The organism is Micromonospora sp. NPDC049366 (genome assembly GCF_044466625.1).
GTDB lineage: Bacteria > Actinomycetota > Actinomycetes > Mycobacteriales > Micromonosporaceae > Micromonospora.
In genome coordinates, this window is record NZ_JBITMV010000014.1 from 203,704 (window position 1) to 218,836 (window position 15,133).

Here is a 15,133-nt window from a genome sequence, read left to right on the forward strand (position 1 = left end):
TTGACGCCCACGGGGGTGGGGGGTGATGCGGCACCGGCCCTCCCCGCCGATCGCGGGGCGCCGCGGGCGGCGCGACTCGGCACGCCGCCGCGGGCCCCGTGACCGGCACGGGTCGGGCCGGGTGGGTGGGCTCAGCCCTCGGCGCCCAGGCGCTCCAGGATCAGGGTGCGGACGGTCGCGGCGTCGGCCTGGCCACGGGTGGCCTTCATGACCGCCCCGACCAGCGCGCCGGCCGCGGCGACCTTGCCGCTGCGGACCTTGTCGGCGATGGCCGGGTTGGCGGCGATGGCCTCGTCCACGGCGGCGGTGAGCGCGCCGGTGTCCGAGACGACCTCCAGGTTGCGGTTGGTCATGATCTCGGTCGGCGAGCCCTCGCCGGCCACCACGCCCTCCAGCACGGTCCGGGCCAGCTTGTCGTTGAGCTTGCCGGCGTCGACCAGGCCCTGCAGCTCGGCGACCTGCGCCGGGGTGGCGCCGATGTCGGCCAGGTCCACGCCGGTCTCGTTGGCCCGCCGGGAGAGCTCACCGAGCCACCACTTGCGGGCGGCGGCCGGCGTGGTGCCCGCGGCCACGGTCGCCTCGATCAGCTCGACCGCGCCGGCGTTGACCACCGACTGCATGTCCAGGTCCGACAGGCCCCAGTCCTGCTGGATCCGCTTGCGGCGCAGCCGCGGCAGCTCCGGCAGGGCGGCCTTCAGCTCGGCGACCCAGGCGGTGTCCGGCGCGAGCGGCACCAGGTCCGGCTCCGGGAAGTACCGGTAGTCGGTGGCGGTCTCCTTGGACCGGCCCGGGGTGGTGTCGCCGGTGTCCTCGTGGAAGTGCCGGGTCTCCTGGGTGATGCGGCCGCCCGCGTCCAGCACGGACGCCTGGCGCAGCATCTCCGAGCGGACGGCCCGCTCCACCGAGCGCAGCGAGTTGACGTTCTTCGTCTCGGTGCGGGTGCCCCACTCCTCGCCGGGAAGGTTCAGCGACGTGTTCACGTCGCAGCGCAGCGAACCCTCCTCCATCCGGACGTCGGAGACGCCCAGGGAGCGGATCACGTCCCGCAGCTCGGTGACGTACGCGCGGGCCACCTCGGGGGCGAGCGACCCGGTGCCCGGGATCGGCTTCGTGACGATCTCGACGAGCGGGATGCCGGCGCGGTTGTAGTCGACCAGCGACTCGGTCGCGCCGTGGATGCGGCCGGTGGCGCCACCGACGTGCAGCGTCTTGCCGGTGTCCTCCTCCAGGTGCACCCGCTCGATGCCGATCCGGACGGTCTCGCCGTTCACCTCGACGTCCAGGTAGCCGTCGAAGCACAGCGGCTCGTCGTACTGGCTGATCTGGAAGTTCTTCGGCATGTCCGGGTAGAAGTAGTTCTTCCGGGCGAACCGGCACCACTGCGCGATCGAGCAGTTCAGCGCCAGCCCGATGCGGATGGTCGCCTCGATGGCCGCCTTGTTGGCGACCGGCAGCGAGCCGGGCAGACCCAGGCAGACCGGGCACACCCGGGTGTTCGGCTCGCCGCCGAAGTCGGTCGGGCAGCCGCACCACATCTTGGTTTGGGTGCCCAACTCGACGTGGGTCTCCAGGCCGATCACCGGCTCGTAGCGCGCGACGACCTCGTCGTACGCGGGCAGTGTCGTCGTCATCTGAGCTCCAGGCGCGATCCGGACAGAACCGTTCCAGCCTAATCGGCTGTTCCGGCCACCCCGCTGCCGGGCTTCGAGATCACCATGCGGTGTCGCCGCCGCGCCGACCGGGCGTCAGTCGGGTGTGGTGAAGCGCCGACGGTTGTAGGCCAGCACGAGCAGGATGCCACCGATGGAGAAGGCCAGGACGCCCATCAGCAGCAGGACGAGGGGCGAAGCCGGCCCGGTGATCGGCAGCCACGCGCCACTCGCCTTCGAGGTCGTGGGCGCCGGCTGGGGCGCCGCGGAGCCGCTCTCCGACGGTGTGGCCCCCGGATCGCTCGATGTCGGCGTGGCCGTCGGGCCGGTCGGGGTGGACCCGGGGCCGGTCGGCGTCGCCGTGGGGGTGCTCGAAACCACCGCGGCGACGACCAGCGACACCTCCCTCGTGGCACTGGTGCTGCGACCCTTCGCCTGGACGGTGAAGGTGAACGTGCCGACGCTGCCGGGGGTGCCGCTGAGCCGGCCCTCCTCGTCGAGGGTGAGACCGCCCGGCAGGGCCCCGCCGGCCAGGGAGAACGCGATGTTCGAGTCACCGTCGGCGGTGAACCGGAAGGAGTAGGGCCGGCCCACCGTGGCGGCGGGCGGGTCGCCGGAGGTGAAGGCGGCCGCGGCTACGGCGACGACGATGGTGGCCTCCTGCTCGTCGAAGAGGCCGTTCTTGTCGGTCATCCGCAGCGTGAACGGGTACGTGCCCGGCGTGGTCGGCGCGCCCCCGAGCGACGTCCCCACCACCAGCATCCCCGGCGGCAGACTGCCTGACACCACCGACAGCTTGTACGGCCCGACGCCGCCGGTCGCCTCGACGGTGTGGATCGCGTACACCTGCCCGATGTACATGGGTGACCGGGGTTTGCCCGAGGTGATGGCGACCTTCTGGTGGCGCACCTCGATCGTCGCCGGCTGCTCGCCGAAGAGGCCGTTCTGGTCCGTCATCCGCAGCGTGAACGGGTACGTGCCCGGCGTGGTCGGCGCACCCCCGAGCGACGTCCCCACCACCAGCATCCCCGGCGGCAGACTGCCCGACACCACCGACAGCTTGTACGGCCCGACGCCGCCGGTCGCCTCGACGGTGTGGATCGCGTACACCTGCCCGATGTACATGAGCGACCGGGGTTTGGCCGAGGTGATGGTGACGGTCTCGGTGGCGGCGACGCTCGGTTGCGCGGTGCCCAGCAGCGACGCGACGACCATCATCAGGGCCGTGACCGGGCGAAGTGTCCCCATCGCACATCCAGGTCTCGATCGGATCCGCTCGCGTCCGCCAGCGGGCCACAGTCCAGTCGGTCCAGCAGCCTCGGAGCCTATTCGACCAGTGCCAGTGACCGGGAACAATCCACTGATCGGTGACCATCGGCGCGCCGCGACGACAGCCGCGCCCGGCGCGGTCGTGGTGACCGCACCGGGCGCGGGACGATACGGGGCTCAGGCGGTGGCCCCGCCGCTCACAACGTCGGCGGGGTGAACGTGCCGACCGCGCTCTCCAGCGCGGCGGCGACCCGGTACATCCGGTCGTCGGCCATCGTCGGGGCCATCACCTGCAGACCCACCGGCAGCCCCTCCGACAGGCCGCACGGCACCGAGATGCCGGGACCGCCGTACAGATTCGTCGGGATGGTGAACAGGTCGGCCAGGTACATCTGGTACGGGTCGGAGGTGCGCGCCCCGATCGGGAACGCCACGAACGGGGTGGTCGGCGAGATCAGCGCGTCCACCTGCTCGAACGCCGCGGTGAAGTCCCGGGTGATGAGCGTACGGACCTTCTGCGCCTGTCCGTAGTAGGCGTCGTAGTAGCCCGACGACAGCGCGTACGTCCCGATCATGATGCGCCGCTTGACCTCGGGGCCGAAGCCGGCCTCGCGGGTCAGCGACATGACCTCCTCCAGGGACCGGTTGCCGTCGTCGCCGACCCGCAGGCCGAACCGGACACCGTCGAACCGGGCCAGGTTGGAGGAACACTCGCTCGGGGCGATCAGGTAGTACGCCGGCAGCGCGTACGTGAAGTGCGGGCAGGACACCTCGACGATCTCGGCGCCCAGCTTGGTGAGCGTGTCGACGGCCTCGCGGAACGCCGCCATGACCCCCGGCTCGGCGCCCTCGCCGACGAACTCACTGACGACACCGAGCTTCACCCCGGTCAGGTCGCCGGTCGCGCCGAGCTTCGCCGCCGCCACCACGTCCGGCACCGGCTGCGGGATCGACGTCGAGTCACGCGGGTCGTGCCCGGCGATGGCCTGGTGCAGCAGCGCGGCGTCGAGCACCGTACGCGCGCACGGGCCGGGCGTGTCCAGCGACGACGAGAACGCCACCAGGCCGTAGCGGGAAGTGCCGCCGTAGGTCGGCTTCGCGCCCACGGTGCCGGTGACCGCGCCGGGCTGGCGGATCGAGCCGCCGGTGTCCGAGCCGATCGCCAGCGGCGCCTCGTACGCGGCCAGGGCCGCCGAGCTGCCGCCGCCCGAGCCGCCGGGGATCCGGCTGAGGTCCCACGGGTTGCGGGTCGGGCCGTACGCCGAGTATTCGGTGGAGGAGCCCATCGCGAACTCGTCCATGTTCGTCTTGCCGAGCATCACCGTGCCGGCGGCACGCAGCCGCTCGACGATGGTGGCGTCGTACGGCGGCCGCCAGCCCTCCAGGATCTTCGAGCCGACGGTGGTCGGCACGCCCTTGGTGGCGAGCACGTCCTTCACCGCGACCGGCACGCCCGCGAGGGGGCCGAGCGGCTCGCCGGCCGCCCGACGCTCGTCCACCGCGCGGGCCGCCGCCAGCGCGCCCTCGCCGTCGACGTGCAGGAACGCGTGCACCTGCTCGTCGACCGCGGCGATCCGGTCGAGGTGGGCCTGGGTGACCTCGACGGCGGAGGTCTCCCCGCCGGCCACCAGCCCGGCGATCTCCGCCGCGGTCATTCTGGTCAGGTCGCTCATGCCGTCGCCTCGCTTCGCTCCCACGCCCTGCGCCTGGTGATTCGGTCGCTCATGACGCCAGGTCCTCGTTCAGGATCCGCGGTACGCGGAACCGCTGCTCCTCGGCGTCCGGCGCGCCGGACAACGCCTCCTCGGGGGTCAGACACGGCGTCTCGACGTCCTCGCGGAGGACGTTCGTCAGCGGCACCGAGTGCGAGGTCGGCGGGATGTCCGCGGCGGCGACCTTGCCGACCTGGGCGACCGCCTGGAGGATCACGTCGAGCTGGCCGGCGAACGTGTCCAGCTCCTCCTCGGTGACGGCGAGCCGCGACAGGCGCGCGAGGTGCGCGACCTCCTCGCGGGAGATGGCGGCCATCCGGTGCCCCCTTCGTGACGGTCTGTGTCCGGCCGGTGTGCCGACCGCGCGGCAGTTACGGAGTGACGCGCGGTGACCGGAGCGAGTCTATTGTTCCGCGCCGGCGTCGCGTCTCCGACTCCCCCTATGGCCGGCGCCGGGTGCCCGGGTCGGGGCCGCCGGTGGGACGCACCGGGCGGTAGCGCGCCAGCCAGGTGGCCAACTGCTCGGCCGGCATGGGGCGGGCGTAGAACCAACCCTGCGCGGCGTCGCAGCCGGCGGCGTGCAGCATCCGCCAGGTCCGCTCGTCCTCCACACCCTCCGCGACGACCCGTAGACCGAGGGCCTTGGCCAGCTCGATCGTCGACCGGACGATCGCCGCGTCGTCGGCGTCGTCGGCCATTCCGAGGACGAAGCTGCGGTCCACCTTGACCTCGGACAGCGGCAGCCGGCGCAGATGTTGCAGAGACGAGTAGCCGGTGCCGAAGTCGTCCAACGCGATGGCCACGCCGATGCGGTGCAGCCGGGAGATGGTCGCCAGCACCCGCCGGGGGTCCGCCATCAGGGCCCCCTCGGTGATCTCCAGTTGCAGCCGCTCCGGCGGTACGCCGTACCGGGCCAGCCGGTCCGCGATCTGCTCGGCGATCTCGCCGGTGTGCAGGTCCCGGACGCTCACGTTGAGCGCGGCCCGCAGCCCGATGCCGGCGGCCGACCACTTGGCCAACTGCTCCACCACGTCGTCCACCACCCGCCGGGTGAGCAGCCGCATCACCGCGCTCTGCTCGGCTACCCGGATCAGCTCCTCCGGGTCGACCATGCCGCGCCGCGGGTGCCGCCAGCGCAGCAGAGCCTCCACACCGACCACCTCGCCGGTGGCGATGGCGATCTGCGGTTGGTAGTACATGGTGATCTCGCCCGCGTCGGCGGCCGGGTCGGCGTCGGACTCCCAGTCGGCACGCCGGCCCCGCGGCCGCTCGGCGCCCGGGCGGCCGGACGGGCGCTCCGGATCCGCCCGCCGGGTGCGAGCCGGTCGGGCCAGCTCCTCCCGGCTGTCGGGCCCGCCCGCACCGCTGCCGAGTCTCGCCACACCGCTGCCGGGCCATCCCGCACCACCGCCGGGCCTCGCCACACCGCTGCCGGGCCGTGCCGCACCGCCGTCAGGCCGTGCCGCACCGCCGTCGGGTTCGCCGGCACCGCCGTCCGGGGCGACGACCGGGTTCGCCGCCGGGCGACGGCCGTTGGCGGGCTTCCGGTCGATGACCGAGCCCCGGTCGACGAACGCGGCGGGACGGCCGGTGCGTCCACGGATCGGGTCGGCGCCGGTCACGATCCGGCTGATCAGCTCGTCCTCCGGCACCACCGCCGGGCGACCGGCTCGGCGGCGCAGTCGCCACCGGCCCGCCCGGCCACCCTCGTCGGCGACGAGGGCCCGCGCCGAATCGTCGGCGTCGTCCACGCCGACGGCATCGGTGGCGGTGGCGAGCGCGGCGTCGGCGACGCCGAGCGCGGCATCGTCGGCGGTGGTGGCGGCGGCGAGCGCGGCGGCGTCAGCGGTGGCGGCGTCAGCGGCGGTAGCGGCGTCGGCGGTGGCGAGGGCGGCGCCGTCGCCGCCCCGCGCGCCGGCGACGACCGGGCTCCCGCCGTCCCCGCCCGGTCCCGTCGACCCGATCACGGAGGTGACCCCGCCGACGCCCGCACCGGTGACGCTGTCGGCGTCGTACTCGTGCGTGGGGCCGGACTCGAGTACGCGGCGCAGGTCGGCCAGCAGGCCGAGGCGCTCGGCCGAGTTGTGGTCGGACTCGGCGGCGTACACCGCCACGGTGTCGTTGCGGTGCTTCGCGTCGTACATGGCCACGTCGGCGTGCCGCATCAGCGTGGCGAAGTCCTCGCCGTGCTCGGGGAAGAGCGCGATGCCGATCGAGCCGCCCACGTCCAGCGGCAGGCCGTCCAGCGGCACCGGCTCGGCGAGCGCCCGCACCACCCGGTCGGCCAACTCGCGGGCCTCGGCGACGTCGACGAGTCCCGTCATCACGATGGCGAACTCGTCACCGCCCAGCCGGGCCACCATGTCCCGGCCGGCGACCACGGCGGTCAGCCGCTGGCTGACCTCGACCAGCAGCCGGTCGCCCACGGCGTGCCCGAGGGCGTCGTTGACGTTCTTGAACCGATCCAGGTCGATCAGGAGCAGCGCCAGGTGCCCGTCGGGCTCACCGCGCGCCGACCGCTCGGCGTGCAGGTGGACCTGCTCGGCGACCTCACCCAACAGCGCCTTGCGGTTGGGCAGGCCGGTGAGCGGGTCGAGCGACGCCAGCTGCTGCTGCTCCACGGTCAGCCGGGCCATCCGGTAGACGGCGAACAGCGGCACCAGCACCAGCGGGATCAGCGCCGCGCTGGTGCGGGCCGCGGCGACCAGCACCGGCGCGAGCAGCAGCAGCGACCCTGTGGAGAGCAGCTCGAACGCCAGCCCCTCGCGGAAGCTCGGCCACCACCGCTCCCCGAACCGGAGCCGCACGGCCGTGCTGACCAGGCAGTAGTTGACGAGGAACCAGGCCGCGGTCGCCCCGCCCAACGCCACCACATCGGACCCGTGCAGCTCGCCGCCGGCGAAGACGGGCCCCGGGCCGAACCGGATGACCGCGTACGCCGAGGCCAGCGCGCACGCGTACTGGCCGACGTTGAACGCGGTGCGCCACGCGGCGTGGCGCAGGCGCCAGCCGGACACGACCACGGCGACCGCCTGCACCGCCACCGCCGGGCCCAGCCCCCAGCCGAGCAGGATGGCGAAGGTGAAGCAGGTGGACGGAAAGACCGCCGACGACTGCCGGCGACCGGGCGGAACGAACGGCCGGGCGTCACAGACGACGGCGAGCGCCGCCATCGTCCAGAACGCGACCGGCAGCTCGGCCAGCTGATCCGGCAACGTCGCCAGTGGACCGGCCGAGAACGCCAGGGCCAGTGCCAGGACGGCGGCGATGAAGGCGGCGAACGGCGCCACCCGCCCCGCCGGGACGACGTTGCGCGGGTCGGCGACCTCCATCACACCTCCCGGACAACGGTCGACGTGCCCGTTCACACGCCGTGCACCAATGAAACGCCCTCGGTGCCGGGTTCCCCGGTATGACAGTCACGAATCGGTCGTAGTCGTAATTAACTTGGTATACGCGGTCAGCCGTGCCTCGCGCCAGGGCCGGGACGGTCAGCCCTCGACCCGGGCCACCTCGCGGGCCGCCTCCGGGCCCTCGTCGAGCAGCAGCCGGAAGCCGTCCTCGTCGAGGACCGGAACCTTCAGGGATGCCGCCTTGTCGGCCTTGGAGCCCGGGTTGTCGCCGACCACCACGAAACTGGTCTTCTTGGAGACCGAGCCGCTCACCTTGCCGCCCCGGCTCTGCACGGCCTCGGCGGCCTGGTCGCGGGAGAACCCGGCCAGCGTGCCGGTGACCACCACGGTGAGCCCCTCCAGCGGACGCGGCCCCTCGTCGACCGCCTCCTCCGCCATGCGTACGCCCGCCTCGGCCCACTTGCGCACGACCTCGCGGTGCCAGTCGACCGCGAACCACTCCCGGATGCTGGCGGCGATGGTCGGGCCGACCCCGTCGACCGAGGACAGCTCCTCCTCGCCGGCCTTGTCGATCGCCTCCACGGACCGGAAGTGCCGGGCGAGCGCCTGCGCGGCGGTCGGGCCGACGTGCCGGATGGATAGCGCGACCAGCACGCGCCACAGGTCGCGTTCCTTCGCGACGGCCAGGTTGTCGAGCAGCTTGGTCGCGTTGCTGCCCAGGCTGCCGTCCTTGTTGACGAAGAACGGGGACGCGCGCAGCTGATCCGCGTCGAGCAGGAAGAGGTCGCCCTCGTCCTGGATGACCTCCGCGTCGAGCAGCGCCGCGGCACCCTTGTAGCCGAGCACCTCGATGTCGAAGGCACCGCGACCGGCCAGGTGGAACACCCGCTCCCGCAGCTGCGCCGGGCAGCTGCGCGTGTTGGGGCAGCGGATGTCGATGTCGCCCTCCTTGGCGGGGGCGAGCGGGGTGCCGCAGGCGGGGCAGTTCGTCGGCATCACGAACGGCCGGGCGTCGGCGGGGCGCAGGTCGACGACCGGGCCGAGCACCTCGGGGATCACGTCGCCGGCCTTGCGGACCACCACCGTGTCGCCGATCAGCACTCCCTTGCGTTCGACCTCGCGGGCGTTGTGCAGGGTGGCCAGCGCGACGGTGGAGCCGGCCACCCGGACCGGTTCGAGGACCGCGAACGGGGTGACCCGCCCGGTGCGGCCGACATTGACGTCGATGTCGAGCAGCTTGGTGGTCACCTCCTCCGGCGGGTATTTGAAGGCGATGGCCCAGCGGGGGGCGCGGCTGGTCGAGCCGAGCCGGCCCTGGATCGAGACCGGGTCGACCTTGACCACCACGCCGTCGATCTCGTGCTCGACGTCGTGCCGGTGCTCCGCGTAGTAGGCGATGTAGCCGGCGACGCCGGCCAGGTCGGGCACGACGCGCCAGCGGTCGCTGGTGGGCAGGCCCCACGCCTTCAACGCGGCGTAGGACTCGGACTGCGCCGCGGGCTGGAAGCCCCGCCGGGCGCCGATGCCGTGCACCACGAGGCGCAGCGGCCGCGACGCGGTGATCCGCGGGTCCTTCTGGCGGAGGCTGCCGGCGGCCGCGTTGCGCGGATTGGCGAACGGTGCCTTGCCCTGCTCGACCAGGCCGGCGTTGAGGTCGGCGAAGGCGGCCACCGGGAAGTAGATCTCGCCCCGGACCTCCAGGAACTCGGGCACCTCGGGAAACTCGGCGGACGGGGTGAGCCGGGCCGGCACGTCCCGGATGCTGCGCACGTTGGCCGTCACGTCCTCGCCGGTGCGACCGTCGCCACGGGTGGCCGCGCGGACCAGCCGGCCGCCCTCGTAGGTGAGATTGATGGCCAGCCCGTCCACCTTCAGCTCGCACAGGTAGGGCACCGGCCCGCCCGCGTCACGCTCGACCCGCTCGGCCCACGCGGCCAACTCCTCGTCGGCGAAGGCGTTGTCGAGCGAGAGCATCCGCTCGGCGTGGGTGACCGGGGTGAAGTCGGTGGAGAAGGTGCCGCCGACCCGCTGCGTCGGTGAGTCGGGGGTGCGCAGGGCGGGAAACTGCTCCTCCAGCGCCTCCAGCTCACGCAACTGCCGATCGAACTCGGCGTCGGAGATGGTGGGCGAGTCGAGCACGTAGTAGCGGTATTGGTGCTCGGTCAGCTCACCACTCAGCGTGGCGTGCCGCTCCCGCGCCTCCGGGGTCGGCTCGCCGCCCGCCGCCGCCTCCTGCGCCGCGCTGACCTGCTGGCCGATCTGCTCCTCGGACACGCCGCCACCTTCGGACACGCTCTGACCTCCCCTGATCACGCTACTCCGGCACGGTATCGGGCCGGTGAGACAATCCGCCGTCCACCCGCCGTGCCGTGCCCGGCGAACGCCTTGCTGACGTGCGACGATCGGGGACGCGTCGACGCGGGCATCGACGAGCACATCCGCCGGACACGGGCGAGAGGCGGGACAGAGATGCCGGAATGGGCGGTCTGGGCGGTGGCGATCGTGCTCGCCGTGGCGGCCGGTTGGCTCTGGCAGGAGCGACGGCAGCGCGCCGGCCGGCGAGACCGACCCGCGGATCGACCGACCGGCCGGGGGCCGGGCCGCACCGACGACGGGAGCGCCGGACGGGGGCCGGGCCGCGCCGCCACGGCGCCCCGGCCGCGGGCCGCCGACGACGTTCCCGCCGGGCTGCCGCAGCCAGGCGAGATCTGGTGGGCCGACGTCCCGTACGCCGACGGCAGCGGCTCGAAGGTCCGCCCCTGCCTGGTGCTGCGCGCCGGCGGGCGGGGCGCCGACGTCCTGAAGATCACCAGTCAGGACAAGAGCGGCCGCGACGACCACGTGCCGATCCCGACCCGGGACTGGGATCCGGGCGCCGAGCACGACAGCTACCTCGACCTCAGCGAGCCGATCCGGGTGGCCCGGACGGCCTTCCAGGACCGGGCGGGCGAGTGCGACCCCGCCCTGTGGCGCCGCCTACGCGCCCTCCCCCACCTCCCCACCTGACCCCGACCGGCACCACCCCCGCCTCCCGCCCCGGCCTGCCCGGCCCCGCCGCCCCCGCCGCCCCGCGGCAATAACTTCATGATCAACCGGGTCGGGTGGTCGGTGGGTGGGTGGGGGTGGTCAGGTGGAGAGGGCGGTTAGTTGGTCGGCGTACTCGATCTGGCTGGCCCAGGTGGTGGGCCAGGCGGACATGCCGGCGGCGGCACCGACGAACGCGCCGGCCAGCGCGGCGATCGAATCCGAGTCGCCGGCCGTGGTGGCGCCCCGGGCCAACGCGCCGACCGGGTCGTCCGCGTGGCGCACCGCGCAGTACAGGGCGGTGGCCAGCGCCTCCTCGGCCACCCAGCCCTCGCCGGTCAACCGGCACGGGTCGCCACCGTCGTCGGGACCTGCCAGGGCGTCGGTCAGCCGGGCGAGCGCGCCGAGGCACTCGTCCCAGCCGGCCGCCATGAACTCGGCCGGGTCGGCTGCGCCGGAGCGCCGCCACAGCTCACCCAGCCACTCGGCCCGATAGGTCCGGCGCTGCTCCCGCGCCCGCTCCGCGAGCAGCGCGGGCACGTCGGCGAGGGCGGCACCGTCGCGGAGCAGCCGCACCGCGTACGCGGTCAGCTCGCTGGCCGCCAACCCGGTCGGGTGACCGTGAGTCAGGCCGGCCTGGAGCTGCGCGAGCCCGGCCAGGGTGTCCAGGTCGACGTCGACCAGCCCGATCGGGGTGACCCGCATGTTGGCCCCGCAGCCCTTCGAGCCGGCGACGGTGGCCTCCTGCCACGGCAGCCCTCGGCTCAGCTCGGCGCAGGCTCGCAGGCAGGTCACGCCGGGAGCCCGGTTGTTGTCCGGGCTGGCCGCCCAGGCCAGGAACCGCCGCCGCAGCGCCGGCTCGACCGCCTCGGGGGTGAGCGCCGGCGCGTCGCGCAGCGCCCAGCCCACCGCGAGGGCCATCTGGGTGTCGTCGGTGACCAGCGCCGGATCACCGACGAGGTCACGGGGACCACCCGGGCCGTGGCGGCGAACGATCTCGGCGACGGGCAGGAACTCGGTCTCCTTGCCGAGCGCGTCACCGTAGGCGAGGCCGAACAGGGACCCGGCAGCGCGATGGAGCGTGGCGTCGGTCATCCGATGATCATGCCGGTCCGCCGCAACGCGCGCCAGGCGCCAACCGCCCACCCCGGCCGGCCGCGGACGGCTCGACGCCCGTCAGTCCCAGCAGAGGCAGAACGGGTGACCGGCCGGGTCGGCGTAGACCCGGAAGCCCTCACCCTCGCCGGGCAGCCGCCGGGCGCCGAGCGCGAGCGCCGCCTTCTCGGCGACCTCGATGTCGTCCACGGTCACGTCGAGGTGGACCTGCTGGGGGCGCTCCGGATCCGGCCAGGCCGGTGCCCGCAGGCCGAGCGCCCGCTGGAACGCGACGCGCGGCTGGTGACCGGGGGGACCGCCGAGGACGACCCACTCGTCGCCGTCGGAGTTCTCCTCGATCAGGTCGAGACCGAGCAACTCCGCGTAGAACGCGGCCAGGGCCCGGGGATCGGGGCAGTCGATCACGGTGGAGCGCAGCTGTCCAATCATGGCCGTCATGCTGCCCCGGGGGTACGACGGGAAAACCTCAGCCCTCGGCGAGCCGTCGACCGGCGTCGCGGCAGGCGGTGAGGACGGCCCGGGCGTACTCGGGGGTCGCGCGGGCGAGCCCGCAGGCCGGGGTGACCACGACCTGCTCGGCGAGGCGTGCGCGCGGGAAGCTGAGGCGGTCCCAGAGCCCGCGTACGCGATCGGCCACCTGGGCCGACGTCGGCGCGCGACCGGCCGACGACGGCTGGGTCGGCGCGGCGCCGGCCAGCAGCCCGAGCCCGGCGTCGATGGCCTCGCCGAGCGGGTCCAGGTCGGTGACCAGCGACAGGTCCAGGGCGACGCCGACGGCGCCGGTGGAGCGGATCAGCGCGATGGGCACGTCCGGGGCGCAGCAGTGGACGACGGTGGGCACGCCGACGCCCGTGATGAGGTCACGCAGCAGCGACGCGACGACCCCGGACTCCGCGGCGGGGTAGGTGCCGAGGCCGCTCTCGGTGGGCACCCGGCCGGCCAGCACCGCCGGCAGGGAGGGCTCGTCGAGTTGCAGCAGCACCGACGCGCGCGGCAGCCGACGGGCGACGGCCGCGACGTGCTCCCGCAGCCCCTCGGTCAGGGAGCCGGCGAGGTCGCGTACGGCGCCCGGGTCGCGCAGCAGCCGGCCGCCGATCGGCCGTTCCACGCTCGCCGCCAGGGTGAACGGCCCGCCGGCCTGCACCTTGACCGGGCCGGCGTACTCCTCGGCCTGCTCGGCGAGCTGGTCGAGGTCGCGTTCCATCAGGTCGCGCGCCCGGCGCAGCTCCCGGCCGGGGCGGGGGGCGATCCGCCAGCGGGCCGCGTACAGCTCGACGGGCATCTCGACCAGCAGCCCGGCGGTACGACCGATCAGGTCCGCGCCGGGGCCACGCGCCGGCAGCTCCGGGAGGTGGGGCAGTGCGGGGAGTTCACCGAGGACGATCCGCTGCGCCTCGGCGATGTCGGTGCCGGGCAGCGATCCGATGCCGGTCGCCGCGCCCGCCGGCCACGGCCACGCCTGATCTGTCACGGCCGAAGGGTATCCGGTGCGCGGCGGGCGTAGGCCCGCCGCCCGAATCCCCGGGACGGCCCGCCCGGCGCCCGGCGCGCGATGCCCGGCGCCCCGGGCCGGCTCGCCTCAGGAGGCGATGGTCGCCGAGCCGAGGACGATGTCACCGGCGGGGTCGGGGCGGTAGGCCACCACGGCCTGGCCGGCGGCGACGCCGCGGACCGGGCGGCGCAGGTCGGCGTGGAGCGTGTCGCCGTCGAGGGCGACGGTCGCGGGCACGACGTCGCCGTGCGCCCGCAGCTGGACCTCGCACTCGATCGGCCCGTCCGGGCGCGGCCCGCCGGTCCAGACGGGACGCTCGCCGCGCACCTGGGACACCTCCAGCGCCTCGGCCGGGCCGACGGTCACCGTGTTGGTCTTGGGCGTGATGGAGAGCACGTACCGGGGGCGGCCGTCCGGCGCCGGTCGGTCCAGGTGCAGGCCGCGCCGCTGGCCGACGGTGTACGCGTACGCGCCGGCGTGGCTGCCGACCACCGCGCCGGTGGCCGCGTCGACCACGTCGCCGGGCGTCTCGCCCAGCCGCTGGGCGAGGAAGCCGCGGGTGTCGCCGTCGGCGATGAAGCAGATGTCGTGGGAGTCCGGCTTGTCGGCGACGGCCAGCCCTCGCCGGGCGGCCTCCGCGCGGACGTCCGCCTTAGTGGAGTCGCCGAGCGGGAAGACGGACCGGTCGAGCTGCTCACGGGTGAGTACCGCGAGCACGTACGACTGGTCCTTGGCGAGGTCGACGCTGCGGCGCAGCAGGCCGTCCGCGCCGAGCCGGGCGTGGTGGCCGGTGACCACCGCGTCGAACCCGAGGGCCACGGCCCGGTCGAGCACCGCCGCGAACTTGATCTTCTCGTTGCAGCGCAGGCACGGGTTCGGCGTACGTCCCGCCGCGTACTCGGCGACGAAGTCGTCCACCACGTCGGCGTGGAACCGGTCGGCCATGTCCCACACGTAGAAGGGGATGCCGATCACGTCCGCGGCCCGGCGGGCGTCGCGGGAGTCCTCCAGGGTGCAGCAGCCGCGCGCCCCGGTGCGGTAGGTCTGCGGGTTGCGCGCCAACGCCAGGTGGACGCCGGTCACGTCGTACCCGGCCTCGACGGCACGCGCCGCCGCGACCGCGGAGTCGACCCCGCCGGACATCGCCGCCAACACCCTCACCAGCCCGCTCCCTTCACCCCGTCAACCCTAACCGCCCCACCGTCGCCCCCACCCCGCCCGCCCCGCGCCCCTGCCCGCACGCCACCCCGGCCGTGCCCACGCCGGGCGATCATGCAGTTGTGGTGGGTGACAGAAGGCGCGAAACATCAGGAATCCGGCACCACAACTGCATGATCGTCGGGGGCCACGCGGGGGAGGGGGCGGGTGGGTCGGCGGGTGGGTCAGCGGGTGGGTCGGCGGGTGGGTCAGCGGGGGGGGTCAGCGGGGGGTGTCCCTATGGGTTTCGTCAAGCGGGGACGGGGCTGGTGGGGCGGGGTTGGTAGGGGATCTTGTCGCGGAGCATGGCGAACAGGACGT

General features: G+C 74.1%; 11 protein-coding genes. 1 reads left to right on the forward strand and 10 read right to left on the reverse strand.

Annotated features, from left to right (window positions below):
- Positions 1 to 131 precede the first annotated feature (131 nt).
- The 6 genes from gatB to ligA all read right to left on the reverse strand — a co-directional run bounded on the left by gatB (position 132) and on the right by ligA (position 10,257).
- Positions 132 to 1,631, reverse strand: a complete 1,500-nt coding sequence (gene gatB / locus ACIBTV_RS21015; RefSeq protein ID WP_396707207.1) for an Asp-tRNA(Asn)/Glu-tRNA(Gln) amidotransferase subunit GatB — start codon at positions 1,629 to 1,631, stop codon at positions 132 to 134.
- A gap of 114 nt (positions 1,632 to 1,745) precedes the next feature.
- Entirely contained in the window at positions 1,746 to 2,897 is a 1,152-nt protein-coding gene (locus ACIBTV_RS21020) for a putative Ig domain-containing protein (protein WP_396707208.1), read from the reverse strand.
- A gap of 218 nt (positions 2,898 to 3,115) precedes the next feature.
- On the reverse strand, positions 3,116 to 4,591 hold the full coding sequence (gene gatA / locus ACIBTV_RS21025; protein ID WP_396707210.1) for an Asp-tRNA(Asn)/Glu-tRNA(Gln) amidotransferase subunit GatA: 1,476 nt from the start codon (positions 4,589 to 4,591) through the stop codon (positions 3,116 to 3,118).
- Between the two features lie 49 nt (positions 4,592 to 4,640).
- Positions 4,641 to 4,946 carry an Asp-tRNA(Asn)/Glu-tRNA(Gln) amidotransferase subunit GatC gene (gene gatC, locus ACIBTV_RS21030; protein ID WP_091591245.1) on the reverse strand — a complete coding sequence of 102 codons (306 nt, stop codon included), beginning with the start codon at positions 4,944 to 4,946 and terminating at the stop codon, positions 4,641 to 4,643.
- 124 nt (positions 4,947 to 5,070) lie between these two features.
- Positions 5,071 to 7,962, reverse strand: coding sequence for an EAL domain-containing protein (locus ACIBTV_RS21035; protein WP_396707212.1), 2,892 nt, complete (start codon positions 7,960 to 7,962; stop codon positions 5,071 to 5,073).
- A gap of 159 nt (positions 7,963 to 8,121) precedes the next feature.
- A complete protein-coding gene (gene ligA / locus ACIBTV_RS21040) occupies positions 8,122 to 10,257 on the reverse strand; it encodes an NAD-dependent DNA ligase LigA (protein ID WP_396707214.1) in 2,136 nt (711 codons plus the stop codon).
- Positions 10,258 to 10,452: 195 nt separating this feature from the next.
- Between ligA and ACIBTV_RS21045 the strand changes: the two genes are divergently transcribed.
- Complete coding sequence (locus ACIBTV_RS21045; RefSeq protein ID WP_396707216.1) at positions 10,453 to 10,989, forward strand: type II toxin-antitoxin system PemK/MazF family toxin; 537 nt, start codon at positions 10,453 to 10,455, stop codon at positions 10,987 to 10,989.
- A 120-nt stretch (positions 10,990 to 11,109) separates the two neighbouring features.
- Here ACIBTV_RS21045 and ACIBTV_RS21050 read toward each other — a convergent pair whose 3' ends face one another.
- The 4 genes from ACIBTV_RS21050 to mnmA all read right to left on the reverse strand — a co-directional run bounded on the left by ACIBTV_RS21050 (position 11,110) and on the right by mnmA (position 14,776).
- On the reverse strand, positions 11,110 to 12,102 hold the full coding sequence (locus ACIBTV_RS21050; protein WP_396707217.1) for an ADP-ribosylglycohydrolase family protein: 993 nt from the start codon (positions 12,100 to 12,102) through the stop codon (positions 11,110 to 11,112).
- Positions 12,103 to 12,183: 81 nt separating this feature from the next.
- Positions 12,184 to 12,552, reverse strand: a complete 369-nt coding sequence (locus ACIBTV_RS21055; RefSeq protein WP_396707219.1) for a VOC family protein — start codon at positions 12,550 to 12,552, stop codon at positions 12,184 to 12,186.
- 37 nt (positions 12,553 to 12,589) lie between these two features.
- Positions 12,590 to 13,594, reverse strand: a complete 1,005-nt coding sequence (locus tag ACIBTV_RS21060) for a methionine synthase (protein WP_396707221.1) — start codon at positions 13,592 to 13,594, stop codon at positions 12,590 to 12,592.
- 108 nt (positions 13,595 to 13,702) lie between these two features.
- Entirely contained in the window at positions 13,703 to 14,776 is a 1,074-nt protein-coding gene (mnmA, locus tag ACIBTV_RS21065; protein WP_396707223.1) for a tRNA 2-thiouridine(34) synthase MnmA, read from the reverse strand.
- Between the last annotated feature and the right edge of the window lie 357 nt (positions 14,777 to 15,133).

What these genes read in the sequence shown, in the direction of transcription:
- gatB (WP_396707207.1), bottom strand. Translation starts at nt 1,631, where the DNA reads ATGACGACGACACTGCCCGCGTACGACGAGGTCGTCGCGCGCTACGAG.
- ACIBTV_RS21020 (WP_396707208.1), bottom strand. Translation starts at nt 2,897, where the DNA reads ATGGGGACACTTCGCCCGGTCACGGCCCTGATGATGGTCGTCGCGTCG.
- gatA (WP_396707210.1), bottom strand. Translation starts at nt 4,591, where the DNA reads ATGAGCGACCTGACCAGAATGACCGCGGCGGAGATCGCCGGGCTGGTG.
- gatC (WP_091591245.1), bottom strand. Translation starts at nt 4,946, where the DNA reads ATGGCCGCCATCTCCCGCGAGGAGGTCGCGCACCTCGCGCGCCTGTCG.
- ACIBTV_RS21035 (WP_396707212.1), bottom strand. Translation starts at nt 7,962, where the DNA reads ATGGAGGTCGCCGACCCGCGCAACGTCGTCCCGGCGGGGCGGGTGGCG.
- ACIBTV_RS21045 (WP_396707216.1), top strand. Translation starts at nt 10,453, where the DNA reads ATGCCGGAATGGGCGGTCTGGGCGGTGGCGATCGTGCTCGCCGTGGCG.
- ACIBTV_RS21050 (WP_396707217.1), bottom strand. Translation starts at nt 12,102, where the DNA reads ATGACCGACGCCACGCTCCATCGCGCTGCCGGGTCCCTGTTCGGCCTC.
- ACIBTV_RS21055 (WP_396707219.1), bottom strand. Translation starts at nt 12,552, where the DNA reads ATGATTGGACAGCTGCGCTCCACCGTGATCGACTGCCCCGATCCCCGG.